This window comes from Micromonospora sp. WMMD714 (assembly GCF_029581315.1).
GTDB classification, from domain to species: Bacteria; Actinomycetota; Actinomycetes; order Mycobacteriales; family Micromonosporaceae; genus Micromonospora; species Micromonospora rifamycinica.
This window is the reverse complement of the sequence record NZ_CP120744.1, coordinates 2,071,605-2,095,765: the sequence shown is the minus strand read 5'-3', so window position 1 is coordinate 2,095,765 and position 24,161 is coordinate 2,071,605. Positions and strand designations below refer to the sequence as shown.

Below are 24,161 nucleotides of genomic sequence, written 5' to 3'. Positions count from 1 at the left end.
TGCTTCCAGGAGGCTCCAACCCATGAGCGACCGTCCCCGGCTGCTCCCGCTGCTCGGTGCCAACAGGCACGGCAGCCGCGACGCGATGACCTGTCTGTACCGCTGCGGCAACGCCTGCGACCATCCGGTACCCAACACCTCCGGCAACACCTACTTCGGCGACCTGGTCGAGGGCGAGGTCTCCCGGCGGGGCGTGGTCCGGGCGGGCGCGGTGGGCGCCCTGGTGCTCGGCTTCGGCGGCGCGCTGGCCGGAGCGGCTCCCGCCGGTGCCGCGCTGGCCACCCCGGTGGTGCCCGAGGTCAGCGACCCGACCGCGCCGCAGCGCGGCGTCGGCAGCGGGGCGCTGACCTTCAAGCCGATCCCGCCGAACCAGCTCGACACCCTGGTCGTCCCCAACGGGTACGACCACAGCGTGGTCATCCGCTGGGGCGACCCGGTGCTGCCCGGTGCGCCCCGGTTCGACCTGCACGGGCAGACCGCCGCCGCCCAGGCCAAGCAGTTCGGCTACAACAACGACTTCGTCGGGGTGCTGCCGCTGGACCGCCGGGGCAAGCGGGCGCTGCTCGTGGTCAACCACGAGTACACCAACGAGGACCTGATGTTCCCCGGCTTCACCGGCCTGGACAACCTCACCGTCGAGCAGCTGCGCACCGCGATGGCCGCGCACGGCATGTCCGTGGTGGAGCTGGAGCGGGTCGACGGCAGCGGGCAGTGGCGGCCGGTGGGTCAGGGCCGGCGGCCGTACAACCGGCGGGTCACCGCGCTGGCCACGAAGTTCGAGCTGACCGGCCCGGCCGCCGGCTCGGCGTGGCTGCGGACCGCCGCCGACCCGAAGGGCCGCACGGTCGTCGGCACGCTGAACAACTGCGCCGGCGGGGTCACCCCGTGGGGGACGGTGCTCTCCGGCGAGGAGAACTTCAACCAGTACTTCGTCGGCGCGGACGCCGCGCCCGCCGAGCTGAAGCCGAGGTTCGACCGGTACGGCATCACCACCGCCGCCCGCTACCCGAGCGGCAGCCGTAGGTGGGAGCGGGCCGACGAGCGGTTCGACCTGGCCAAGCACCCCAACGAGGCGCACCGGTTCGGATGGATCGTGGAGATCGACCCGTTCGACCCGGAGAGCCGCCCGCGCAAGCACACCGCGCTGGGCCGGTTCAAGCACGAGGGCGCGAACGTGATCGTGGCCCGCGACAAGCGGGTGGTCGCGTACATGGGCGACGACGAGCGGTTCGACTACCTCTACAAGTTCGTCTCCGACAAGAAGTTCATGCCGGGCGACTCCTGGGTGGCCCGCAAGAACAACCTGACCCTGCTGGAGTCGGGCACCCTCTACGTGGCGCAGTTCAGCCAGACCAGCGCCGCCGAGATCGACGGCTCGGGCAAGCTGCCCGCCGACGGCGCGTTCAACGGCACCGGTCGGTGGATCAGGCTGGTCAGTGGCAACCGCTCGTACGTCGACGGGATGACCGCCGCCGACGTGCTCACCTTCACCCGGCTCGCCGGGGACAAGGTCGGCGCGACCAAGATGGACCGGCCGGAGGACGTCGAGCCGAGCCTGCTCACCGGCAAGGTGTACGTGGCGCTGACCAACAACACCGACCGGGGCAAGGCCGGCAAGCCGGCCGCCGACGAGATCAACCCGCGCAACCTCAACAAGCACGGGCAGGTCCTGGAGCTGGTCGAGGACCGGGGCGACAACACGGCGGAGTCCTTCGCCTGGTCGCTGCCGATCGTCGCCGGTGACCCGACCGACCCGTCGACCTACTTCGCCGGGTACGACAAGACCAAGGTCTCCCCGATCTCCTGCCCGGACAACGTCGCCTTCGACGCCACCGGCAACCTCTGGATCTCCACCGACGGCAACGCGCTGGGCAGCAACGACGGCCTCTTCGCCACCGCCGTCGAGGGGCCCGAGCGGGGGCACCTGAAGCAGTTCCTCACCGTGCCGCTGGGCGCGGAGACCTGTGGGCCGTTCATCACCGGCGACAACCGCTCGGTCTTCGTGGCGGTGCAGCACCCCGGCGAGATCACCGGTGCGTCGGTGGAGAAGCCGGCGTCGACCTGGCCGGACGGCGACTACGCCAAGCCGGGCGTGGTGGTCACCTGGCGGCTCGACGGTGGCCCGATCGGCAGCTGACGCACCCACCCGGGCCGGCCCTCCGCCGGGCCGGCCGCGAAGGCCCCCTCCCGCTTCGGGAGGGGGCCTTCGCCCGTGAACAGCGCCGGGGTCCGTCGGGTGCGGGGGCCGGCAGAGGGCTTCGCCAGTGGTGGGTCAGGCGTCCGCGGCGATGCCGTCGGCGACGGCGCGGGCGGCGGTGAGCAGCTTGGCCCGGACCACCCGGGCGGAGGTCATCATCTCGCTGGCCGGCAACGCGCAGGCCAGCACCACCCGACGTTCCAGGTCCTTGTCCGGGGTGACCAGCACGGCGGCGCAGGCCACCCCCTGCCGGAACTGGCCCAGTTCGAGCTGCATGCCCCGCCGGTCACCGGCGGCCAGGTCCGCCTCGAACGCCTCGGGGCTGGTGAGGGTGGCGGTGGTGAACGGCCGCATGCCGTAGTCGCGCAGGTAGCGCAGGCGCTGCTCGGAGGTGAGGGTGGCCAGCAGCGCCTTGCCCAGGGCGGTGGCGTGCGCGCCCTCGTCGAACCCGGGGACCATGTCCTCCAGGTACGGCGAACGGACCCCTTCGGCGACGGCGGTTACCGCCACCTGGCCGCCGACGAACCGGCCCAGGTAGTGGCTCCACCCGGTGTCGACGGCTACCCGCCGCAGCGACTCACCGACGGCGGCCGGCCCACGGAACGCGGTGACCAGTTCGCGGTAGCGGTCGGCGATCTCCAGGCCGACGATGTAGGTGCCGTCCTCCCGGCGGATCACGTAACCCTCGTAGGCAAGGGTGCGGACCAGGTGGTAGGTGGTGGCGACGGTCAACTCGCACCGCCGGGCGATCTGTTTGACGGTCAGCCCCTTCGGGGCACGACCGACCGACTCGAGCACGCGTAGTGCGCGGGAAACGCTCCGGATCAGATCCGAAGGTTCCGCCAGGGGGTCACGCACAACCACCTCCGCAGCCGGGGATTACACCATATGAAAAACCAGCCCGAGACGGAACGCCCGTTCGGGTGGAGGATGCCAGATCAGGCGGTATACGGCGGGTCACCCGGCGACACGCCGACGGTTGTCAGGAACTCGACTCGCGTAGGTTGGGCCACGATGACCGACACCGCGCTCAGCCCTACGCCGAGCCGACCGGCCGTCCGCCCCCTGCGGGCCAGCGCCGGAGCGGTCGCCACCACCGTCGCCAGCGTCCTGCCGGTCTTCCTGGTCGGCGGACTCGCCGTGCAGATGGGCGACGATCTCGGCTTCTCCCCCGCCGGACTGGGCCTGGCGGTCTCCGTGTACTTCGGGGTCAGCGCGCTGGCCTCGTTGCCGTCCGGCCGGCTGGTGGAACGGGTCGGCCCGGTCGTGGTGGCCCGGGTCGCCACCGGGCTCGCCGCCGGTTGCCTGCTCGCCATCGCCGGGCTGGCCCGGTCGTACCCGGTGCTGGTGGCACTGCTCGCGCTGAGCGCCACCGCGAACGCGCTGGGCCAACTCGCCAGCAACGCCGCGCTGGCCCGGCACGTGCCCGCCCGGCGGCAGGGCCTGTCGTTCGGGGTGAAGCAGGCGGCCGTCCCGGCCTCCACACTGCTGGCCGGGGCGGCGGTGCCGGCGGTCGCCCTCACCGCCGGGTGGCGGTGGGCGTTCGTGGCCGCCGCCGTCGCCGCGCTGGCCGCCCTGCCGGCCGTACCACCGGGGACGGCCGCACCGGTCCGGGAGCGTGCGGCGGAGCGCGGTGGCGGGGCCACGGTGGCGCTGGTGGTGGTCGGGGTGGCGGCCACCCTCGCGGCCGGGGCCGCCAACGCGCTGGGCACCTTCGTGGTCGACTCGGCGGTGCAGCGGGGCCTCGCCCCCGGCCCGGCCGGACTGGTGCTCACCCTGGGCGGCGCGGTCTGCGTGGCCGCCCGGGTCGGCGTCGGCTGGCTGGCCGACCGGCAGGCGGGCGGCCACGTCGTGCTGATCGCCGCGATGCTGGTGGTCGGGGCCGTCGGGTTGGGCCTGCTGGCGGTCTCCGGCCCGGGGCCGCTGACCGTCGGGGTGGTGCTCGGCTTCGGACTGGGCTGGGCCTGGCCGGGGTTGCTGAACTTCGCGGTGGTCCGGCTGCACCCGCAGGCCCCGGCCGCCGCCACCTCGATCACCCAGACCGGGGTGTACGCGGGCGGCTGCCTCGGCCCGCTCGGCCTCGGTGCGCTGGCCGGCGCGCACGGCTATCCGGCGATGTGGCTGACCGCCGGGGTCGCCATGGTCCTCGCCGCCGTCCTCATGCTCACCGGCAGCCGGCTGCTCGCCCGGTCCGCCACCGGCTGACACCGGCCGGGTGGCCGGGTCCGCTGGTGGCCCGGGCGGCCGGGTCAGCTGGTGCGGTCGGGTCAGCCGGTGGGACGGGTCAGCTGGTGCGGTCGGCGATGTAGTCGCAGAGGGATTCCAGTGCCCGGCGGGCCGGGATCCGCGGTAGCGGGGCCAACTGCGCGCGGGCGTCCTCGGCGTAGCTCCGGACGGTCTCCCGGGCTCGCTTGAGCGCGGCGGACTCCCGGAGCAGGCCGAGCGCCTCGGTGTGCAGCGCGTCGTCGACCAGTGGGCCGGTGGCCAGGATCTCCCGCAGCCGTACCGAGGCCACGTCGGAGTCGTCGCCGGCCAGCGCGTAGAGCACCGGCAGGGTCGGCACCCCCTCCCGCAGGTCGGTGCCGGGTGTCTTGCCCGACTGGGTCGACTCGGAGGCGATGTCGAGCAGGTCGTCGGAGAGCTGGAAGGCCACCCCGATGGTCTCCCCGTACCCGGCGAGGGCCTCGGTGTGCAGCTCGGTCGCCCCGCCGAACATGCCGCCGAAACGGGCCGAGGTGGCGATCAGCGAACCCGTCTTGTCGGCGATCACCCGCAGGTAGTGGTCGACCGGGTCCTCGGTGCGGGGGCCCACGGTCTCGGCGATCTGCCCGTGCACCAGCCGGGCGAAGGTGCGGGCCTGGAGGCGGACCGCCACCGGCCCCAGGTCGGCGGCGATGTCGGCGGCCCGCGCGAAGAGGTAGTCGCCGACCAGGATGGCCACCGAGTTGGTCCAGCGGGAGTTGGCGCTCGGCGCACCCCGCCGCACGGCCGCCTCGTCCATCACGTCGTCGTGGTAGAGGGTGGCCAGGTGGGTGAGCTCCATCACCACCGCGGCCGGCACGACCTGCGGGCCGGCCGGGTCGCCGAACTGCGCGCCCAGGGCCACCAGCAACGGGCGGAACCGCTTGCCGCCCGCCTCGACCAGGTGCCGGGCCGCCTCGGTGACGAGCGGGTCGGCGCTGGACACGCTGGCCCGCAACTCCACCTCGACGTCGTCCAGCAGGCCCAGCACGGACGCCTCGACCTGCGGATCGGCCAGATGCACGCCGAGCGCGCCGACCTGACTCGTGCCCGCCCGGCCCCGACGCCCGCCGGAACCGACGACGCCTGAACGCTCCCCCGCCGGAATCACCACACCATCAACCATGCCACACCCGTTCGACCTGCTCCGGACGGGGGATACGGCCGTGGGGCCGGCGCGCTCCAGCGCACCGGCCCCACGATCCGGGCGGAAAGGTCACCTGACGAAGGCCGCGGCGTCCGTCGCCAGGTCGAGCAGGGGCGCCGGCAGCACGCCGAAGATCAGCGTGGCGGCCACCCCGATCATCAGCGCGGTGGCGGTCAACCCACCGGGCACCGCGACGGTCGGGGTCGACTCGCCCGGCTCGGAGAGCCACATCATCACCACCACCCGCAGGTACGGGAAGGCCAGCACCATGCTGGTCAGCACACCGGCCACCACCAGCCAGGCGTGCCCGCTCTCCAGCGCCGGGCCGAAGACCGCGAACTTGCTCATGAAGCCGCTGGTCAGCGGGATACCGGCGAAGGCCAGCAGGATGAAGGTGAAGACCCCGGCGTAGAACGGCGAACGGCGGCCCAGCCCGGCCCAGCGGGACAGGTGGGTGGCCTCCCCGTCGGCGTCCCGGACCAGGGTCACCACGGCGAACGCGGCGAGCACCGAGAAGCCGTAGGTGGCCAGGTAGAACATCGTGCCGGAGACGCCCGCACCGGTCGGGGCGAGCACCCCGACCAGGAGGTAACCGGCGTTGGCGATCGACGAGTACGCCAGCAGTCGCTTGATGTCGGTCTGGGTGACCGCCAGCACCGCGCCGACCAGCATGGTGAGCACCGCCACCACCCCGAGCACCGGGGTGAAGTCCCAGGCGGCCTGGTCGAACGCCACGTGGAAGACCCGCAGCAGGGCACCGAACGCGGCCACCTTCGTGCAGGCCGCCATGAGGCCGGTGACCGGGGTGGGTGCGCCCTGGTAGACGTCCGGGGTCCAGACGTGGAACGGGGCGGCGGCGGCCTTGAAGAGCAGACCGATCGCGATCAGCGCCATCCCGGCGAAGAGCAGCACCTCGCTGGAGGGGGACTCGCTCACCGCGGCGTGCACGGTGGCGAAGTCGACCCCGGCCGAGCGGCCCGGGATGCCGGCGGTGAAGCCGTAGACCAGGGCCACCCCGAACAGGAAGAACGCCGAGGCGTACGCGCCGAGCAGGAAGTACTTCATCGCCGCCTCCTGGCTCAGCAGCCGCCGGCGACGGGCCAGCGCGCAGAGCAGGTAGAGCGGCAGGGAGAAGACCTCCAGCGCGATGAACATGGTCAGCAGGTCGTTCGCCGCCACGAAGATCAGCATGCCGCCGATCGCGAAGCTGGTCAGCGGGTAGACCTCGGTGGCCCCGTTACGCCCCTCGGCCTGCTTGCGGTCGTCGGCCGACTCGGCGGTCACCGCCGCCTGGGCGACGAACGCGCCGCCCCGCTCGACCGACCGCTCACCGATCAGCAGCAGCGACATCGCGGCGAGCACCAGGATGGTGCCCTGGAGGAACAGGGTGGGACCGTCCACCGCCAGCGCCCCGCCCGCCGTGACCAGCCGGGCGTCGGCGTTGAGCACCACCATCACCAGCGCGGCGAGCACCGCCAGCAGGGAGAGCGTGAGCTGCACCAGGTGCCGGCGGCGGCGCGGCACGAACGCCTCCACCAGGACGCCCAGCAGGGCCACCCCCAGCATGATCAGGATCGGGGCTATCGCCGGGTAGTCGATCGACGGCAACTTGAGTTCGGTCACTGCGGATGCCGCCTTTCGTTCGCGACTGCGGGGCTCACTCGCTGCGCTCGTCCGCTCCTCGCGCTCACTGCGCAGCCTCCTGGACGCTGCCGACCTCGGGGGCGGGATCGGTCTTGCCGACGTCCTGCATGGTGGCCTGGACGGCGGGGTTGATCACATCGGTGACCGGCTTGGGGTAGAAGCCGAGCAGCACGATCAGGGCGATCAGCGGGGCGACCACGACCTTCTCGCGCAGGGTGAGGTCGCGGTGCATCGCCTTGACCTCGGTCAGCTCCGGGTTGAGCGTGCCCTGGGTGGTGCGCTGCACCATCCACAGCACGTACGCCGCCGCCAGGATGATGCCCAGGGTGGCGATCACCGCGACCGGCTTGTTCACCGTGAAGGTGCCGATCAGCACCAGGAACTCGGAGACGAACGGCGCGGTGCCGGGCAGCGCCAGCGAGGCGAGACCCGCGAAGAAGAGCACCCCGGCCAGCAGCGGGACCAGCTTGCCCGCCCCGCCGAAGTCGGAGATCAGCGACGAGCCCCGGCGGGCGATGAGCATCCCGACGACCAGGAAGAGCAGGCCGGTGGCGAGCCCGTGGTTGAGCATGTAGAGCACCGCGCCGGTGCCCGCCTGGGTGGTGAAGGCGAAGATGCCGACCCCGATGAACCCGAAGTGCGCGATCGAGGTGTACGACACCAGCCGCTTCAGGTCGGACTGGCCGACGGCGAGCAACGCGGCGTAGAGGATGCCGATCAACCCGAGCGCCAGCGCCCACGGGGCGAACCACTTCGACGCCTCCGGGAACAGCGGCAGGCAGTACCGCAGGATGCCGAAGGTGCCGACCTTGTCCAGCACGCCGACCAGCAGCGCGGCGGCACCCGCCGGGGCGGCCCGACCGGCGTCCGGCAGCCAGGTGTGGAACGGGAAGAACGGCGCCTTGATCGCGAAGGCGAGGAAGAAGCCGAGGAACAGCCAGCGCTCCGTGCCGGTGGAGATGTCCACCTGGGTGAGCGTCTGCCAGTCGAAGGTCTTGCCGCCGACCACCCACAGGCCGATCACCGCGGCCAGCATGAACAGGCCGCCGACCAGCGAGTACAGGAAGAACTTCACCGCCGCGTACTGCCGCTGGTGGCCGCCGTAGCTGCCGATCAGGAAGTACATCGGCACCAGCATGACCTCGAAGAACACGTAGAACAGGAAGACGTCGGCGGCGGCGAAGACGCCGATCATCGTGGATTCGAGGACGAGCAGCAGGGCGAAGTAGGCCGGCACCGAGCGCTTCGACGCGTCGGCGTCGTGCCAGGACGCCAGGATCACCAGCGGCACCAGCACCGCGATCAGCATCAGCATGACCAGCGCGATGCCGTCGACGGCGAAGGTGAAGTTGACGTCCCAGGTCGGGATCCACGGGTACGACTCGCGGAACTGGAGCCGGTCACCGTCGGCCTGGAAGGTGACCCACATCACCACCGAGAGCGCCAGCACCAGCAGCGACCAGCCGAACGCCACCTGCTTGGCCAGGTCGGGCCGGCGACGCGGCAGGAAGGCCACGACCAGGGCGCCGACCAGCGGTGCCACGGTCAGCACCGAGAGGAACGGGAAGTTGGACATTATGCGGCCTTATCTCCGTCGTGGATGCGGGGTCCGCCGGCGGGGGCGGTCGCCTTGAGGTCGATCACGCCAGCCACCCCGCCTGCACCGCCAGGAACGCCGCCACCACGAGCAGCGCGCCGGTCAGGATCGAGGTCGCGTACGACCGGACGAAGCCGGTCTGCCAGCGCCGGAGCCGACCCGACCCGCCGCCGACCCCGGCGGCCAGGCCGTTGACCAGGCCGTCGACGCCCCGGTTGTCCAGGAAGACCAGCGCCCGGGTGAGGAAGATGCCCGGCTTCTCGAAGACCACCTCGTTGAAGGCGTCCGTGTAGAGGTTGCGCCGGGCGGCGGTGACCAGCACCCCGGCCGGCTGCGGCGCGACGGCCGTGCCGTTGCGGAACAGCGCCCAGGCCAGCCCGGCACCGAGCACCGTCACCACCAGCGACAGCGCGGTGAGCAGCCAGTGCGGCAGGACCGCGGCGTGCTCGGCGTGCTCGCCGCCCAGCCCGGCGGTGGCGGTCAGCCAGTCCGGCACGGAGGTGGCGAGCAGGAAACCCGCGCCGACCGAGCCGATCGCCAGCAGGATCAGCGGGATGGTCATCAGCTTCGGCGACTCGTGCGGGTGCTCGATGTCCTCGGTCCACCGCTTCGGCCCGTGGAAGGTGAGCACGAACAGCCGGGTCATGTAGAACGCGGTCAGCCCCGCGCCGAGCAGCGCCGCCCCGCCGAACAGCCAGGCCGTCCAGCCCTCCCGCTCGAAGGCGGCCACGATGATCGGCTCCTTGGAGAAGAAGCCGGAGAACGGGAACATGCCGATGATGGCGAGCCAGCCCATCATGAAGGTGATCCAGGTAATCTTCATGTACTTGGACAGCCCGCCGAAGCGGCGGATGTCCACCTGGTCGTTCATGCCGTGCATGACCGAGCCGGCGCCGAGGAACATGTTGGCCTTGAAGAAGCCGTGCGCCAGCAGGTGCACGATGGCCAGCGCGTACGCCGCGCCGCCGAGGCCGACACCGAGGAACATGTAACCGATCTGGCTGACGGTCGACCAGGCCAGCACCCGCTTGATGTCGTCCTTGGCCGCACCGATGACGCAGCCCATCAGCAGGGTCAACGCGCCGACGCTGACCACCACGAGCTGGAGCGTCTCGTTGGCCGAGAAGATCGGGTTGGACCGGGCGATCAGGTAGACGCCCGCGGTGACCATGGTGGCCGCGTGGATCAGCGCCGACACCGGGGTCGGGCCCTCCATCGCGTCCGGCAGCCACGCCTGGAGCGGGAACTGACCGGACTTGCCGGCCGCCCCGAGCAGCAGCAACAGGCCCAGCACCAGCACCGTGCCGCTGGCCAGCCCGCCGACGGAGGAGAAGACCTCGTCGTACTGGGTGGTGCCGAGGGTGGCGAACAGGATGAAGATGCCGATCGCCAGGCCGGCGTCGCCGACCCGGTTCATCAGGAAGGCCTTCTTGCCGGCGGTGGCCGCGCTCGGCCGCCCGTACCAGAAGGAGATCAGCAGGTACGACGCCAGACCGACGCCCTCCCAGCCGAAGTAGAGCATCACGTAGTTGTTGCCGAGCACCAGCAGCAGCATCGCGGCGACGAACAGGTTGAAGTACGCGAAGAACCGTCGCCGGCCCTCGTCGTGCGCCATGTACTCGACCGCGTAGAGGTGGATCAGGAAACCCACCCCGGTGATCAGCAGAACGAAGACCGCGGCCAGCGGGTCGAAGAGCAGACCGAAGTCCACCCGCAGGTCGCCGACCGTGATGAAGTCCCAGAGGCTCAGCTCGACGGACTTGTTCTCCAGCCCGCGCAGCTGGAAGAACGAGGTGAGCCCCAGCACGAACGCGGCACCGATCGCGGCCACGCCCAGCCAGTGCCCCCAGCGGTCGGCCCGCCGGCCGAGCAGCAGCAGGATCGCCGCGCTGGCCAGCGGGATCGCCACCAGCAGCCAGACGCTGCTCAGCAGGCCGTCCGCCGCCGCGTAGGTGACGGCGCCCGCCGGCTCTGCCTGGGCGTACGTCAGAATCTCATCCACCGCAGGGCCCCTTTAGTACTTCAGCAGGTTGGCGTCGTCGACGCTCGCGGAGCGCCGGGTCCGGAAGATCGACATGATGATCGCGAGCCCGACCACGACCTCGGCCGCCGCCACCACCATCACGAAGAACGCCATGATCTGTCCGTTGAGGTCACCGTTGATCCGACTGAAGGTGACCAGCGTCAGGTTGGCCGCGTTGAGCATCAGCTCGACGCACATGAACAGCACGATCGCGTTGCGCCGCACCAGCACGCCGACCGCGCCGACGGTGAACAGCACCGCCGCCAGGATCAGGTAGTAGTCGGGGGTCACCGGACCGACCTTTCGTTCGCGACTGCGGGGCTCCGCTTCGCTGCACTCCTCGCGCTCACCGAGGCCACGCCGCCGTTCGCGACTGCGGGGCTCCGCTTCGCTGCACTCCTCGCGCTCACCGTTCCGTCCCCTTCAGGGTGGTTTCCTCGGCGGTCAGCTCGCGCTGCGGCAGGATCGCCGGGGTGCTGCGGTCGGTCAGCCGGCCGTCGGGCAGCCGGGCCGGGGTGGCCACCGAGGAGGAGGTGGCGAAGACACCCGGGCCGGGCTTCGGGCCGGGGTAGTTACCGGGGCGGAACCGGGCCTTCATGGTGGCGACCTGGTCCATCTTGTCTTCCTTGCGCCGCTCGACGTGCGCCAGCACCATCGCGCCGATCGCCGCCGTGATCAGCAGCGCGGAGGTCAACTCGAAGGCGAGGACGTACTTGGTGAAGAGCAGCCGGGCGATGCCCTGCACGTTGCCCTCCGCGTTGGGCTGCTCCAACCCGACCGCCGTGACGCCGTCCAGCGCCCGGTACAGGCCGGTGCCGACCAGCCCGGCGAAGCCGAGCCCGAGCACCACCGCGGCGACCCGCTGGCCGCGCAGCGTCTCGATCAACGAGTCGGAGGCGTCCCGGCCGACCAGCATCAGCACGAACAGGAACAGCATCATGATCGCGCCGGTGTAGACGATGATCTGCACCATGCCGATGAACGGCCCGGCCTGGAGTACGTAGAACACGCCCAGGCAGAGCATGGTGAGCACCAGGAAGAGCGCCGAGTGCACCGCGTTGCGCGCCCACACCATGCCGATCGCGCCGATCAGCGCCAGCGGGGCGAGGATCCAGAAGGTGACCTCCTCACCCCCGGACACCTGGCCCGCCGCAGCGAGCACCGTGGACGTGTTCATGCTCCGGCTCCCTTGCCCGCCGCCCGCTGGGCCGCCTGCTCGGCACCCGGGAAGGTCACCCCGGGGTGCTCCTCGACCCGGTACCGACCGGGGCCCATCGGCGACTGCTCGGCACCGGCCGAGGTGCCCGGGTTGGTCAGCGCACCGACGTAGTAGTCCTTCTCGCTGTCACCGAGCCGCATCGGATGCGGCGGCTGCTCCATACCTTCGAGCAGCGGAGCGAGCAGCTGCTCCTTGGTGAAGATCAGATCCTGCCGGTTGTCCCGGGCCAGCTCGTACTCGTTGCTCATGGTCAGCGAACGGGTCGGGCAGGCCTCGATGCAGAGCCCGCAGAAGATGCACCGGGCGTAGTTGATCTGGTAGACGCTGGCGTACCGCTCACCCGGCGAGAAGCGCTGCTCGTCGGTGTTGTCGCCACCCTCGACGTAGATCGCGTCCGCCGGGCAGGCCCAGGCGCACAGCTCGCAGCCGATGCACTTCTCCAGGCCGTCCGGGTGCCGGTTGAGGATGTGCCGCCCGTGGTAGCGCGGCGCCGAGACCGGCGGCTTGAACGGGTAGTCGGTGGTGACGACCTTCCTGAACATGTGCGAGAAGGTGACACCGAAGCCCTTGAACGTTCCGGTGATCGCGCCCACGTCACACCTCCTGAGAGTCGGAGCCGGTGGCGATGTTGGCCGGCTCCCGCTCGGCGACCACACGCTTGGTGCGCGGGCTCGGCGGTACCTGTAGATCCAGCGGGGGCAGCGGGAAGCTGCCGTACGGCCGGTTGTCGGCCTGTTCCTGCGGGGTCGGCTTCGGGGCCGGCTTGCGGCTGGGCCACAGCAGCGTCGCCAGCAGCAGCACGCCCGCGCCGATGGCGGTGGCGAGCAGCCGGTCCCGGGACTGCCAGTCCTCGATGGAACGCAGCCCGGCCAGGACGAGGATCCAGACCAGGTTGATCGGGAGCAGCACCTTCCAGCCGAAGCGCATGAACTGGTCGTAGCGCAGCCGGGGCAGGGTGCCCCGGAGCCAGACGAAGACGAAGACCAGCATCAGCACCTTGCCGAAGAACCAGAGCATCGGCCACCAGCCGGTGTTGGCGTCCGCCCACAGCGTGATCGGCCAGGGTGCCCGCCAGCCGCCGAGGAAGAGCGTCGTGGTGACCGCGGACATGGTCACCATGGCCACGTACTCGGAGAGCATGAAGAGCGCGAACTTCAGCGAGCTGTACTCGGTCATGAAGCCGGCGACCAGCTCCGACTCCGCCTCGGGCAGGTCGAAGGGTGCCCGGTTGGTCTCCCCGACGGTGGCGATGAAGAAGATGATGAAGCTGGGCAGCAGCAGGATCGCGTACCAGCCGGGGGCCGGGATCTCGGTGCCGGCGATGGTGAGCCGGGTGGCGTCCCCCTGGGCCGCGACGATCCCGCTGGTCGACATGGTGCCGGCGGTCATGAACACCGCGACGATGCTCAGCCCCATGGCGACCTCGTACGAGATCATCTGAGCGCTGGAGCGCAGGCCGCCGAGCAGCGGGTACGTCGAGCCGGAGGCCCAGCCGCCGAGCACGATGCCGTAGACCGCCAGCGACGAGCAGGCCAGCAGCACGAGCACCGCCACCGGCACGTCGGTCACCTGCAACGGCGTCCGGTGGCCGAAGATGCTCACCATCGGGCCGAACGGGATCACCGACAGCGCGGTGACCGCGCAGACCACCGAGATGACCGGGGCGAAGAAGTAGACCACCTTGTCGGCGGCCTTCGGGAGGATGTCCTCCTTGAAGGCCATCTTGAGGCCGTCGGCGAGGGTCTGGAGCAGGCCGAACGGGCCGACCTGGTTGGGGCCGGGCCGGACCTGCATGTAGCCGACGACCCGCCGCTCGAACCAGACGCCGAGCAGGGTGGCGAGCAGGCCGAAGACGAACGCGAAGACGATCTTGATGAGGACCAGCCACCACGGATCCCGGCCGAAGTCGGCCAGCGTCGGGTCCTGCGCCAGGAGGGTGTTCACCGTGCACCTCCGGAGATCCGTACCACCGTGCCGGACGCGGTGCCGAGGCTGCGCCGGACGGTCGAACCGGGCGAGTTGGTCGGCAGCCAGACGACGCCGTCGGGCATCTCGGTGATGGCCGCCGGCAGGGTGACCGCACCGCGGTCGGTGCCCACCGTGACCGGGTCACCGTCGGCCACCCCGAGCGTCTCGGCGGTGCCCTTGCCCAGCCGGACCACCGGCGGACGGGCGGTGCCGGCGAGGTGCTCGTCGCCGTCGGTGAGGCTGCCCAGGTCGATCAGCTGGTGCCAGGTCGCCAGCACCGCCTCGCCGGCACCCGGCTGGGGCACCGCCCCCGGGGCCACCGACGGGCTGACCGGCCGGTCGGCGCGGGTCGGCGGCAGCGCGCCCAACTCCCGGCGGATGCCCGACACGTCGCCGGTGCCGAGCCGCACGTCGAGCTGCGCGGCGATCGCGTCCAGCACCCGGGCGTCGGTCATCGCGGCGGTGTGCAGCACCGCCTCGAAGGTGCGCAGCCGGCCCTCCCAGTCCAGGAAGCTGCCGGCCTTCTCGACCACCGGGGCGACCGGCAGCACCACGTCCGCCCGGCGGGCCACCGCCGAGTGGCGCAGCTCCAGGCTGACCAGGAAGGGCACCGCGTCGAGGGCCTGCTCGGCCAGCCTCGGGTCGGCCAGGTCGGCCGGGTCCACCCCGGCCACCACCAGCGCACCGAGCTGACCGTTCGCCGCGGCGGCCAGGATCTGGTCGGTGTCCCGACCGGCCTGGCTGGGGATCACCCCGGCCGGGATGTCCCACGCCTCGCCCAGCTCGGCGCGGGCCGACGGCTCGGTCACCGGCCGCCCGCCGGGCAGCAGGTTGGGCAGGCAGCCCGCGTCGACCGCACCCCGGTCGCCCGCGCGCCGCGGCACCCAGGCCAGCTTCGCACCGGTACGCCGGGCGACGTCCGCGGCGGCGGAGAGGCCACCGGGCACGCCGGCCAGCCGCTCGCCGACGAACAGGATCGCGCCCTCGGCGCTCAGCGCCTCGGCCACCGTGTCGTGCTCGGCGAGCACGCTAGCCTCCTCGCCCGGCACCACCCGGGCCAGCTTGGCCCCGAGCTTCTCCAGGCCACGGGTGGCGAACGGGGCGATGGCGTAGACCGTCAGCTTCTTCTTCAGGTACGCCTTACGCAGCCGCAGGAAGAGGATCGGGCACTCCTCCTCCGGCTCCAGGCCGACCAGCACCACCGTGGACGCCTTCTCCACGTCGGCGTACGTCACGTCGGTGACCCCGGCGACGGTGCTGGCCAGGAAGTCGGACTCCTCGCGGGAGACCGGCCGGGCGCGGAAGTCGATGTCGTTGGTGTTCAGGGCGACCCGGGCGAACTTCGCGTACGCGTAGGCGTCCTCGACGGTCAGCCGACCGCCGGTCAGCACCGCCGTGCCGCGCCCCTCGTCGCGGGCGGCCCGCAGCCCGTCGGCGGCCCGGGTCAGCGCCTCGCTCCAGGAGGCCTCCCGCAGCTCACCGGACTTCTCGTCGCGGACCAGCGGGGTGGTGAGCCGGTCGAAGGCGCGGGTGTACTGGAAGCCCCACCGCCCCTTGTCGCAGTTCCACTCCTCGTTGACCTGGGGGTCGTCCCCGGCGAGCCGGCGCAGCACCTTGCCCCGCCGCCAGTCGGTGCGCTGGGCGCAGCCGGCCGAGCAGTGCTCGCAGACGCTCGGGCTGGAGACCAGGTCGAACGGGCGGGCCCGGAACCGGTACTGCGCCCCGGTGAGCGCGCCGACCGGGCAGATCTGCACGGTGTTGCCGGAGAAGTACGAGTTGAACGGGACGTCGCCCTCGTCGCCCTCCGCGCCGTACGCGTCGTCCCGGTAGATGTTGATCTCCTCGGCGGACGACCGGCCCATCAGGTCGATGAACTTGTCGCCGGCGATCTCCTCGGAGAACCGGGTGCAGCGCTGGCAGAGCACGCAGCGCTCCCGGTCGAGCAGCACCTGGGTGCTGATCTCCATCGGCTTGACGTACTCCCGCTTGTGCTCGTGGAAGCGGGAGTCGGTGCGGCCGGTGGACATCGCCTGGTTCTGCAGCGGGCACTCACCGCCCTTGTCACACATCGGGCAGTCCAGCGGGTGGTTGACCAGCAGCAGCTCCATCACCCCCTCCTGCGCCTTCTTGGCGACCGGGGAGCTGAGCTGGGTGCGGACCACCATGCCCTCGGCGACGGTCTGGGTGCAGGAGGCGACCGGCTTGCGCTGCCCCTCCACCTCGACCAGGCACTGCCGGCAGGCGCCGGCCGGGGCCAGCAGCGGGTGGTCGCAGAACCGGGGGATCTCCGTACCCAGCTGCTCGGCGACCCGGATCAGCAGCGCCCCCTTGGGGGCGGTGACCTCGACGCCGTCGATGGTGAGCGTGACCGTCTCGGTCTGCTTGGCTACGTCGGTCATCAGAGTCGCCTTCCCTTCGCGACCGCAGGACTCGCGTTCATCAGTGCGCCCCCACCAGCTGCTTGTCCGACAGCTTCGGCGCGGTACGCCCCTCGATGTAGTCGAGGTAGTCCTGCTTGAAGTACTGCAACGACGACGTCACCGAGCTGGTCGCCCCGTCACCCAGGCCGCAGAACGAACGGCCGAGGATGTTGTCGCAGGTGTCGAGCAGGGTGTCCAGGTCCTCGTGGGTGCCCTGGCCGGCGAGGATGCGCCGGTAGACCCGGACCATCCAGTAGTTGCCCTCCCGGCACGGGGTGCACTTGCCGCACGACTCGTGGTGGTAGAACTCCAGCCACCGGTAGGTCGCGTAGACCGGGCAGTCCTGGTCGGAGAAGATCTGGGTGGCCGTGGTGCCCAGGATCGAGCCGGCCGCCGCCACCCCCTCGAAGTCCAGCGGCACGTCCAGGTGCTCGGCGGTGAGCAGCGGGGTCGACGATCCCCCCGGCGTCCAGAACCTGAGCTGGTGACCGGGCTGCATGCCGCCGGCCAGCTCGATCAGCTCGCGCAGGGTGACGCCCAGGCCGCACTCGAACTGGCCGGGGTTGACGATCCGGCCGGAGAGCGAGTAGATCATCGGCCCGGAGGACTTCTCGGCGCCCATGGACTTCCACCAGTCCGCACCGCCCAGCACGATGTACGGCACGCTGGCGATCGTGCCGACGTTGTTGACCACCGTCGGGCTGGCGTACAGGCCGTGGGTGGCCGGGAACGGCGGCCGGAGCCGGGGCTGACCCCGGAACCCCTCCAGCGAGTCCAGCAGCGCCGTCTCCTCGCCGCAGATGTACGCCCCGGCGCCCGAGTGCACCACCAACTCCAGGTCGAACCCGGTGCCCAGGATGTTGCGGCCGAGGTAGCCCTTGGCCTGCGCCTCGGCCACCGCGTTGCGCAGCCGGCGGGCGGCGTGCACCGCCTCGCCCCGGATGTAGATGTAGGCCCGGCTGGCCCGGATCGCGTACGAGGCGATGATGACCCCCTCGACCAGCGAGTGCGGGTCGTGGGTCATCAGCGGCAGGTCCTTGCAGGTGCCCGGCTCGCCCTCGTCGGCGTTGACCACCAGGTAGTGCGGCTTGCCGTCGCCCTGCGGGATGAAGCCCCACTTCAGGCCGGTGGGGAAGCCCGCGCCGCCCCGGCCGCGCAGCCCGGAGTCCTTGATCAGCTGGATCAGGTCGTCCGGGTGGGCCTTGAGGGCCTTGCGCAGCGCGGCGTAGCCGTCGAGCTTCTCGTAGCCGCCGATCCGCCAGGCGTCCGGGGAGATCCAGCGCCGGGTCAGCACCGGGGTCAGCTTGGCCAGGGTCTCCGGCCGGGGAGCGGTCACTTCTGGACCCCCGTCTCACTCGCGGCGGCGGAGCCCGCGCCGGCAGCGCCCGTCTCCGCCTCGGCTTCCTTGAGGTTGCGCTGCTGCGCCCCGGCCTCGTCGCCGGCGGGCTTGCCGTCACCGGCGGGTGGGTTCGCGGCCACCCCGGCCGCCTGCGCCGCCTGCGCGTCGCGGGACGCCGGCGGTGCGCCGTCGGTCGGGACCTTGGTTCCGGGGGCGTCCGGCGCGGCGGTCGCCGCATCGGGCTGCCGGGTCTCGGCGGTACGCACCTGCGGCGACTTGTCGTCGGGTGCCTTCACGTCCGGCGCGGTGCTGCCGGTGACCTGCTCCGGCTTCGCCGCCGGGGCGGCCGGCGCGGGAGCCTTGGCGGCCTCGGCCTTCGCCTTGGCCTCGGCGGCGGCCCGGTCGGCCTCGGCCTTGCTGCGGATCGGGGTCTTCGGGTCGTACGCCGGTGCGGTGATGCCGTGCTGCTCGGCCAGGCGCAGGCCGCGCAGGGTGGCCGCACCCGGCCCGCCGTCGGCGACCGCGCCGTCGCGCTCGTCGGCGAACCCGGCGAGCTGGACGGCCATCTCCTTGAGCGTGCAGAGCCGGGCGCCCCGGGTCGGCATCGGTCGACCCCCGGCGCGCAGCTCGTCGACCACGCCGACCGCGCCCTGCGGGTCGACGCCGTCGAAGAAGTCGTAGTTGACGGTCATCACCGGGCCGTAGTCGCACGCCGCCAGGCACTCGGCGTGCTCCAGGGTGATCTTCCCGTCGGCGGTGGTCTCGTCGTGCCCGACACCCAGGTGCTCGACCAGGGTGTCGTAGACCTCCTGGCCGCCGAGCACGTTGCACATCGTGTTGGTGCAGACGCTGACCAGGTAGTCACCGGTGGGCCGGCGCTTGTACATGGTGTAGAAGGTGGCCACCGCGCCGACCTGGGCCTTGTTCAGCCCCAGCACCTCGGCGCAGAACGTCACCCCGGCCGGCGAGACGTAGCCCTCCTCGGCCTGCACCAGGTGCAGCAGCGGCAGCAGCGCCGAGCGGGACCGGTCGGCCGGGTACCGGGCGATGATCTCCCGCGCCCGGACCCGGGTCTCTTCAGTGAAAACACTCATCAGAGTCGCCTTCCGTTCGCGACTGGGCATGCCTCGGCCCCCGACTGCGGGGCTCGCTGCGCTCTCTCCTCGCGCGGGCGACTGGGGCTCCGCTTCGCTGCACTCCTCGCGCTCACCTGTCACAACCGCCCATCACGGGGTCCAGCGAGGCGCCACCGGCGATCACGTCGGCGATCAGGCCGCCCTCGGCCATGGCCGGAAGGGCCTGGAGGTTGACGAAGCTCGGCTCCCGGTAGTGCACCCGGTACGGCCGGGTGCCGCCGTCGGAGACCGCGTGCACCCCCAGCTCGCCCCGGGGCGCCTCGATGCCGACGTACACCTGGCCCGGCGGAACCCGGAAGCCCTCGGTGACCAGCTTGAAGTGGTGGATCAGCGACTCCATCGACTGACCCATGATCTTGGCGACGTGCTCCAGCGAGTTGCCCATGCCGTCCACGCCGATGGCGAGCTGCGCCGGCCAGGCGATCTTGCGGTCGGCCACCATCACCGGGCCCGGCCGCAACCGGTCCAGCGCCTGCTCGACCAGCTTGAGCGACTCCCGGATCTCGGCCAGCCGGACCAGGTAGCGGCCCCAGACGTCGCCGTCCGGGTGGGTCGGCACGTCGAACTCGTAGTTCTCGTAGCCGCAGTACGGCATGGTCTTGCGCAGGTCCCAGGCGAGGCCGGCGGAGCGCAGCACCGGGCCGGTGACACCGAGCGCGACACAGGCGGTCACGTCGAGCACCGCGACGCCCTGGGTGCGTTCGGTCCAGATCGGCTGGCCGGAGAGAAGGTCCTCGTACTCCTTGAGCTTCTTCGGCATCATCTTGAGGAACTCGCGGATCTTGACGATCGCGGCGTCCGGGACGTCCTGCGCCACCCCGCCCGGCCGGACGTACGCGTGGTTCATCCGCAGGCCGGTGATGGTCTCGAAGATGTCGAGGATGTACTCCCGCTCACGGAAGCCGTACAACATGATCGAGATCGCGCCCAGCTCCATGCCGGTGGTGGCCAGCCAGACCAGGTGCGAGGAGATCCGGTTCAGCTCCATCATCAGGACCCGGATCGTGGTGGCCCGCTCGGTGATGTCGTCGGTGATGCCGAGCAGCTTCTCCACCGCGAGGCTGTACGCCGTCTCGTTGAAGATCGGGGCGAGGTAGTCCATCCGGGTCACGAAGGTCGAACCCTGCACCCAGTTGCGGTACTCGATGTTCTTCTCGATGCCGGTGTGCAGGTAGCCGACGACCGACCGGGCCTCGCGGACCGTCTCGCCCTCCAGCTCCAGGATCAGCCGCAGCACGCCGTGCGTCGACGGGTGCTGCGGACCCATGTTCACGACGATCCGCTCGTCGTTGATCGGGTCGGTGCCGGAGACGACCTGGTCCCAGTCTCCACCGGTGACGGTGAAGACCCGGCCCTCGGTGGTCTCCCGCTCGGTCGCGTAGTTGGACGTGGTCACTGGGCCAGCCCTCCGTTCGCGACTGCGGGGCTCCGCTTCGCTGCACTCCTCGCGCTCACTGCGCCAGCCTTCCGTTCACGACTGCGTTGTCCCCTGCCCGCGACTGCGGGGCTCGCTCCGCTCGCTCCTCGCGCAGGCGAATGGGGCTCCGCTTCGCTGCACTCCTCGCGCTCACTGGTACGACCTCCGGCGGTCCGGCGGCGGGATCTCCGCGCCCTTGTACTCGACGGGGACGCCGCCGAGCGGGTAGTCCTTGCGCTGCGGATGGCCCTCCCAGTCGTCCGGCATCAGGATCCGGGTCAGGTTGGGGTGGCCGTCGAAGACGACACCGAACATGTCGTACGCCTCGCGCTCCTGCCAGTCGGCCGTCGGGTAGACGGCGGTGACGCTGGGCAGGTGCGGGTGCTCGGCGGAGACGGCCGCCTCCAGCCGGACCCGCCGCCGGTAGGTCATCGAGGTGAGCAGGTAGACCACGTGCAGCCGGCGCTCGTCGGCACCGAGGTAGTCCACCCCGGACACCGAGGAGCACAGCTCGAAGCGCAGCGCCAGGTCGTCCCGCATCACCTGGCAGACCTCGGCGATCCGTTCCGGGCGGACGTGCAGGGTCAGCTCGCCCCGGTCGACGACGACCTTCTCGATCGCGTCGCCGAACTGCGGGTACGCCTCCTCCAGCGCGTCGCGCACCTCGTCGAAGTAGCCCCCGTACGGCCGGGGGGCCTCCTCGATCGGGGTGCGGTGGCGGACCAGGCCGCCGTAGCCGGAGACGTCGCCGCTGCCCTGCATGCCGAACATGCCGCGCCCGGCGGGGCTGGACGGCGGCAGCTCGGCGGGAGCGCCGCTGGTCGCACCGGCCGGGGTGACCGGCACCGGCACCCCGCCGTCGTTCTTCCTGTCGTTCGGCGCGGTCACCGTGCCTGCCCTCCGTTCAGCACTGCGGGGCTGCGCTGCGCCGCGTTCACTTGGGACCAGCCTGGGTCTGGAGGTGGTTCTGGGCGTTCATCCAGTTCTCGATCCGCAACTGCTCCTCGCGGCCCTCGCGGACGGCCTTCGTCCACTCGGCACGGCGGGCCTTGTCGTTGCGGTACGACGACGGCATCGAGCCGTACGGCACCACGGGCACGTCACCGCGCTCCAGCCGGGCCGCCTGCATCTTGCGGCCGTTGGGGCCGAGCGGCTCGTACATGATCTTCTCGCGGAGCTTGAGGATCGCGTCGATGAGCATCTCGGGGCGGGGCGGGCAGCCCGGCAGGTACATGTCGACCGGGACGACGTGGTCGACGCCCTGGACGATCGCGTAGTTGTTGAACATGCCGCCGCTGCTGGCGCAGACGCCCATGGAGAGCACCCAGCGGGGCTCGGCCATCTGGTCGTAGATCTGGCGCAGGACCGGGGCCATCTTCTGGCTCACCCGGCCGGCCACGATCATCAGGTCGGCCTGGCGCGGCGAGGCGCGGAAGACCTCCATGCCCCAGCGGCCCATGTCGTAGTGCGGGCCACCGGCCGCCATCATCTCGATGGCGCAGCAGGCCAGGCCGAAGGTGGCGCCCCAGACGGACGACTTCCGCGACCAGTTGACCAGCTTCTCCACGGAGGTGAGCAGGACGCCGGCGGGGAGTTTCTCCTCGATGCCCATCTGACGTTCCTCCCTCAGTCCCAGTCCAGGCCGCCGCGCCGCCACACATAGGCGTACGCGACGAAGACCGCGACGATGAACAGGACCATCTCCACGAAGCCGAAGATCGGCAGGGCGTCGAAGGAGACCGCCCAGGGGTAGAGGAAGATGATCTCGATGTCGAAGACGATGAAGAGCATCGCCGTCAGGTAGAACTTGATCGGGAACCGTCCGCCGCCCACCGGCTGGGGGCTGGGCTCGATCCCACACTCGTACGCCTCGAGCTTGGCCTTGTTGTAGCGCCGGGGACCGGCGAAGCGGGCGGCGGCCACGGAGAACAGCGAGAACGCCGCGGCGAGGGCGAACAGCCCGATGATCGGTGCGTAAGGCGAGAGCGACATCTTTTCTCCTGCTCGTCCTTCCCCTGCCCCAGGTGCTTGACAAAATTCACACTATTCACGTCCCTCGTGACTGCCGTCAGCGGGGGTCGATCCCTGCCCGTGCCGGGGCCGTCGTTGGCCCTGGCCCGGTCACGCCTCACACGGCCGGGGCCGCCTTCGTCATCGCGTTGATGACCCGGTCCATCGCGTCCCCGCCACGGGGGTCGGTCAGGTTGGCCAGCAGCTTGAGGACGAAGCGCATCAGCATCGGGTGCGGCATGCCGTGCCTGGTCGCCATCCGCATCACCTCGGGCCGGCCGATCAGCTTGACGAAGATCCCGCCGAGCCGGTAATAGCCGCCGAACCGGGCCTTCAGCTCCTGCGGGTACGCGGTCAGCGCCCGCTCCCGCTCCGGGCCGGCCGGTCGGGCCAGCGCCTGCACGATGACCTCGGCGGCCAGTTCGCCGGACTCCATCGCGTACGCGATGCCCTCGCCGTTGAACGGGTTGACCATGCCGCCGGAGTCGCCGACCAGCAGCACCCCGCGGGTGTAGTGCGGCACCCGGTTGAAGCCCATCGGCAGCGCCGCGCCGAGGATCGGGCCGTCGGCGTTCGTCTCGTCGGTCATCCCCCAGTCCGCGGGGGTGTTGGCCAGCCAGTCGGTGAGCAGCCGCCGGTAGTTGGTCTTGCCGAAGGCGGAGGAGGAGTTGAGCACGCCCAGGCCGACGTTGACCCGACCGTCACCGAGACCGAAGATCCAGCCGTAGCCGGGCAGCAGCGCGTCGCTGTCCTTGCTGCGCAGCTCCAGCCAGGACTCCAGGTAGTCGTCGTCGTGCTTGGCCGGCGAACGGTAGTAGCGGCGCACGGCCACCCCGATCGGCCGGTCCTCCCGCTTGGCCAGGCCGAGGGCGAGCGGGAACCGGCCGGAGACGCCGTCGGCGGCGACCACCAACGGGGCGTGGAAGGTGGCGGGCTCCCGGCCCGGACCGACCTCGGCGGTGACCCCGGTCACCCGGTCGTCCGCGTCGAGCACCGGGCCGATGACGTTGACGCCGGTCCGCAGCTCCGCGCCGGCCGAGACCGCCCGCTTGGCGAGCAGGTCGTCGAAGTCCAGCCGGGTGCGGACCAGGCCGTAGTTGGGGAAGCTGGCCAGGTCGGGCCAGTCCAGTTCGAGGCGTACCCCGCCGCCGATCACCCGCAGGCCCTTGTTGTGCAGCCAGCCGGCCTCGGGCGAGGTGTCCACGCCCATCCGGATGAGCTGCCGGGTCGCCCGGGGGGTGAGCCCGTCCCCGCACACCTTCTCGCGGGGGAACTCGGTCTTCTCCAACAGCAGCACGCGTACGCCGTGCCGCGCCAGGTGGTACGCCGTCGCCGATCCACCGGGACCGGCGCCCACGACGATCACGTCGGCGTCGTTCTCCACCGAAGTCATCCGCGCCTCCTCCCGCACGCTCGTGAAATGCTTCACAAGCCGATCGGGTTGGAGTCTATGACCGTGGTTACCCCGCTGCCGGGTGAGGGGTACCTAACTTCGTGGAAACATGCGGGTCGGAGTCGGTTCGGGGCTCAACCGCGGGCGGTGTCGAGCCCCGCGTCGGCCCGGATCGACGCCGGAAGCTGGTCACGCAGCGCTCCACCGGCGGCCCGGTCGAGTGCGCCCAGCACTTCGGCCACCACCTGGCGGACCTCCGCCGGATCGACGCCGGCCAGCTCTCTGAGCTGGGCGGCCAGCTCGGCGGCGTCGTCGCCGGTGGGGGCCGGTGGCTCGGTCGGCGCTGCTCCCGTCATGCAGCCGACTTTACTCCCAAAAGTCACTAAAAGCGGACATAGAGTGGAAATCGC

20 protein-coding genes are annotated in these 24,161 nt (G+C 71.2%); 2 read left to right on the top strand and 18 right to left on the bottom strand.

Annotated features, from left to right (window positions below; genetic code table 11):
- The first annotated feature begins 22 nt into the window (after positions 1-22).
- Positions 23-2,137 carry a PhoX family phosphatase gene (locus O7625_RS09455; protein ID WP_282345464.1) on the top strand — a complete coding sequence of 705 codons (2,115 nt, stop codon included), beginning with the start codon at positions 23-25 and terminating at the stop codon, positions 2,135-2,137.
- Positions 2,138-2,272: 135 nt separating this feature from the next.
- Here the strand turns inward: O7625_RS09455 and O7625_RS09450 are convergent, their stop codons facing one another.
- Complete coding sequence (locus O7625_RS09450; protein WP_282345463.1) at positions 2,273-3,055, bottom strand: IclR family transcriptional regulator C-terminal domain-containing protein; 783 nt, start codon at positions 3,053-3,055, stop codon at positions 2,273-2,275.
- 156 nt (positions 3,056-3,211) lie between these two features.
- On the opposite strand from O7625_RS09450, the gene O7625_RS09445 reads away from it, so the two are divergent.
- Positions 3,212-4,402: an MFS transporter gene (locus O7625_RS09445; RefSeq protein ID WP_282345462.1), complete on the top strand. Its 1,191-nt coding sequence runs from the start codon at positions 3,212-3,214 to the stop codon at positions 4,400-4,402.
- A 79-nt stretch (positions 4,403-4,481) separates the two neighbouring features.
- Here O7625_RS09445 and O7625_RS09440 read toward each other — a convergent pair whose 3' ends face one another.
- The 17 genes from O7625_RS09440 to O7625_RS09360 form a co-directional block, all read right to left on the bottom strand.
- Positions 4,482-5,564, bottom strand: a complete 1,083-nt coding sequence (locus tag O7625_RS09440; protein ID WP_282345461.1) for a polyprenyl synthetase family protein — start codon at positions 5,562-5,564, stop codon at positions 4,482-4,484.
- 90 nt (positions 5,565-5,654) lie between these two features.
- Positions 5,655-7,208 carry an NADH-quinone oxidoreductase subunit NuoN gene (gene nuoN / locus O7625_RS09435; RefSeq protein WP_282345460.1) on the bottom strand — a complete coding sequence of 518 codons (1,554 nt, stop codon included), beginning with the start codon at positions 7,206-7,208 and terminating at the stop codon, positions 5,655-5,657.
- A gap of 64 nt (positions 7,209-7,272) precedes the next feature.
- Positions 7,273-8,805, bottom strand: a complete 1,533-nt coding sequence (locus tag O7625_RS09430) for an NADH-quinone oxidoreductase subunit M (RefSeq protein ID WP_282345459.1) — start codon at positions 8,803-8,805, stop codon at positions 7,273-7,275.
- A gap of 64 nt (positions 8,806-8,869) precedes the next feature.
- Positions 8,870-10,828 (bottom strand): NADH-quinone oxidoreductase subunit L, encoded by a 1,959-nt coding sequence (nuoL, locus tag O7625_RS09425; protein WP_067300499.1) that lies wholly within the window; start codon positions 10,826-10,828, stop codon positions 8,870-8,872.
- A 12-nt stretch (positions 10,829-10,840) separates the two neighbouring features.
- Positions 10,841-11,140 (bottom strand): NADH-quinone oxidoreductase subunit NuoK, encoded by a 300-nt coding sequence (gene nuoK, locus O7625_RS09420; RefSeq protein ID WP_067300503.1) that lies wholly within the window; start codon positions 11,138-11,140, stop codon positions 10,841-10,843.
- A 115-nt stretch (positions 11,141-11,255) separates the two neighbouring features.
- Positions 11,256-12,026 (bottom strand): NADH-quinone oxidoreductase subunit J, encoded by a 771-nt coding sequence (locus tag O7625_RS09415; RefSeq protein WP_067300506.1) that lies wholly within the window; start codon positions 12,024-12,026, stop codon positions 11,256-11,258.
- On the bottom strand, positions 12,023-12,661 hold the full coding sequence (gene nuoI, locus O7625_RS09410; RefSeq protein WP_067300509.1) for an NADH-quinone oxidoreductase subunit NuoI: 639 nt from the start codon (positions 12,659-12,661) through the stop codon (positions 12,023-12,025). Before nuoI ends, O7625_RS09415 begins: the two co-directional genes overlap by 4 nt.
- 1 nt (position 12,662) lies before the next feature.
- On the bottom strand, positions 12,663-14,012 hold the full coding sequence (gene nuoH / locus O7625_RS09405; protein ID WP_067300512.1) for an NADH-quinone oxidoreductase subunit NuoH: 1,350 nt from the start codon (positions 14,010-14,012) through the stop codon (positions 12,663-12,665).
- Positions 14,009-16,435, bottom strand: a complete 2,427-nt coding sequence (locus O7625_RS09400) for an NADH-quinone oxidoreductase subunit G (RefSeq protein WP_282345458.1) — start codon at positions 16,433-16,435, stop codon at positions 14,009-14,011. The genes nuoH and O7625_RS09400 overlap by 4 nt, the downstream gene beginning before the upstream one ends.
- A gap of 40 nt (positions 16,436-16,475) precedes the next feature.
- Positions 16,476-17,792 (bottom strand): NADH-quinone oxidoreductase subunit NuoF, encoded by a 1,317-nt coding sequence (nuoF, locus tag O7625_RS09395; protein ID WP_282345457.1) that lies wholly within the window; start codon positions 17,790-17,792, stop codon positions 16,476-16,478.
- Positions 17,789-18,889, bottom strand: a complete 1,101-nt coding sequence (nuoE, locus tag O7625_RS09390; protein WP_282345456.1) for an NADH-quinone oxidoreductase subunit NuoE — start codon at positions 18,887-18,889, stop codon at positions 17,789-17,791. Before nuoE ends, nuoF begins: the two co-directional genes overlap by 4 nt.
- A 112-nt stretch (positions 18,890-19,001) precedes the next feature.
- Positions 19,002-20,327, bottom strand: coding sequence for an NADH-quinone oxidoreductase subunit D (locus O7625_RS09385; RefSeq protein WP_067300526.1), 1,326 nt, complete (start codon positions 20,325-20,327; stop codon positions 19,002-19,004).
- 171 nt (positions 20,328-20,498) lie between these two features.
- Positions 20,499-21,236: an NADH-quinone oxidoreductase subunit C gene (locus tag O7625_RS09380; protein WP_282345455.1), complete on the bottom strand. Its 738-nt coding sequence runs from the start codon at positions 21,234-21,236 to the stop codon at positions 20,499-20,501.
- Positions 21,237-21,282: 46 nt separating this feature from the next.
- Entirely contained in the window at positions 21,283-21,960 is a 678-nt protein-coding gene (locus O7625_RS09375; protein WP_067300532.1) for an NADH-quinone oxidoreductase subunit B, read from the bottom strand.
- Positions 21,961-21,974: 14 nt separating this feature from the next.
- Positions 21,975-22,340 carry an NADH-quinone oxidoreductase subunit A gene (locus tag O7625_RS09370; protein ID WP_067300536.1) on the bottom strand — a complete coding sequence of 122 codons (366 nt, stop codon included), beginning with the start codon at positions 22,338-22,340 and terminating at the stop codon, positions 21,975-21,977.
- Positions 22,341-22,476: 136 nt separating this feature from the next.
- The gene (locus tag O7625_RS09365; protein WP_282345454.1) at positions 22,477-23,751 is read right to left on the bottom strand and encodes a geranylgeranyl reductase family protein; all 1,275 of its coding nucleotides are present in this window, start codon (positions 23,749-23,751) and stop codon (positions 22,477-22,479) included.
- 134 nt (positions 23,752-23,885) lie between these two features.
- A complete protein-coding gene (locus tag O7625_RS09360) occupies positions 23,886-24,107 on the bottom strand; it encodes a hypothetical protein (protein WP_282345453.1) in 222 nt (73 codons plus the stop codon).
- Positions 24,108-24,161: the final 54 nt, after the last annotated feature.

Coding starts and splice junctions, on each gene's coding strand:
- O7625_RS09455 (WP_282345464.1), top strand. CDS start 23: ATGAGCGACCGTCCCCGGCTGCTCCCGCTGCTCGGTGCCAACAGGCAC.
- O7625_RS09445 (WP_282345462.1), top strand. CDS start 3,212: ATGACCGACACCGCGCTCAGCCCTACGCCGAGCCGACCGGCCGTCCGC.
- O7625_RS09440 (WP_282345461.1), bottom strand. CDS start 5,564: ATGGTTGATGGTGTGGTGATTCCGGCGGGGGAGCGTTCAGGCGTCGTC.
- O7625_RS09430 (WP_282345459.1), bottom strand. CDS start 8,805: ATGTCCAACTTCCCGTTCCTCTCGGTGCTGACCGTGGCACCGCTGGTC.
- O7625_RS09415 (WP_067300506.1), bottom strand. CDS start 12,026: ATGAACACGTCCACGGTGCTCGCTGCGGCGGGCCAGGTGTCCGGGGGT.
- O7625_RS09400 (WP_282345458.1), bottom strand. CDS start 16,435: ATGACCGACGTAGCCAAGCAGACCGAGACGGTCACGCTCACCATCGAC.
- nuoE (WP_282345456.1), bottom strand. CDS start 18,889: ATGAGTGTTTTCACTGAAGAGACCCGGGTCCGGGCGCGGGAGATCATC.
- O7625_RS09375 (WP_067300532.1), bottom strand. CDS start 21,960: ATGGGCATCGAGGAGAAACTCCCCGCCGGCGTCCTGCTCACCTCCGTG.
- O7625_RS09370 (WP_067300536.1), bottom strand. CDS start 22,340: ATGTCGCTCTCGCCTTACGCACCGATCATCGGGCTGTTCGCCCTCGCC.
- O7625_RS09365 (WP_282345454.1), bottom strand. CDS start 23,751: ATGACTTCGGTGGAGAACGACGCCGACGTGATCGTCGTGGGCGCCGGT.
- O7625_RS09360 (WP_282345453.1), bottom strand. CDS start 24,107: ATGACGGGAGCAGCGCCGACCGAGCCACCGGCCCCCACCGGCGACGAC.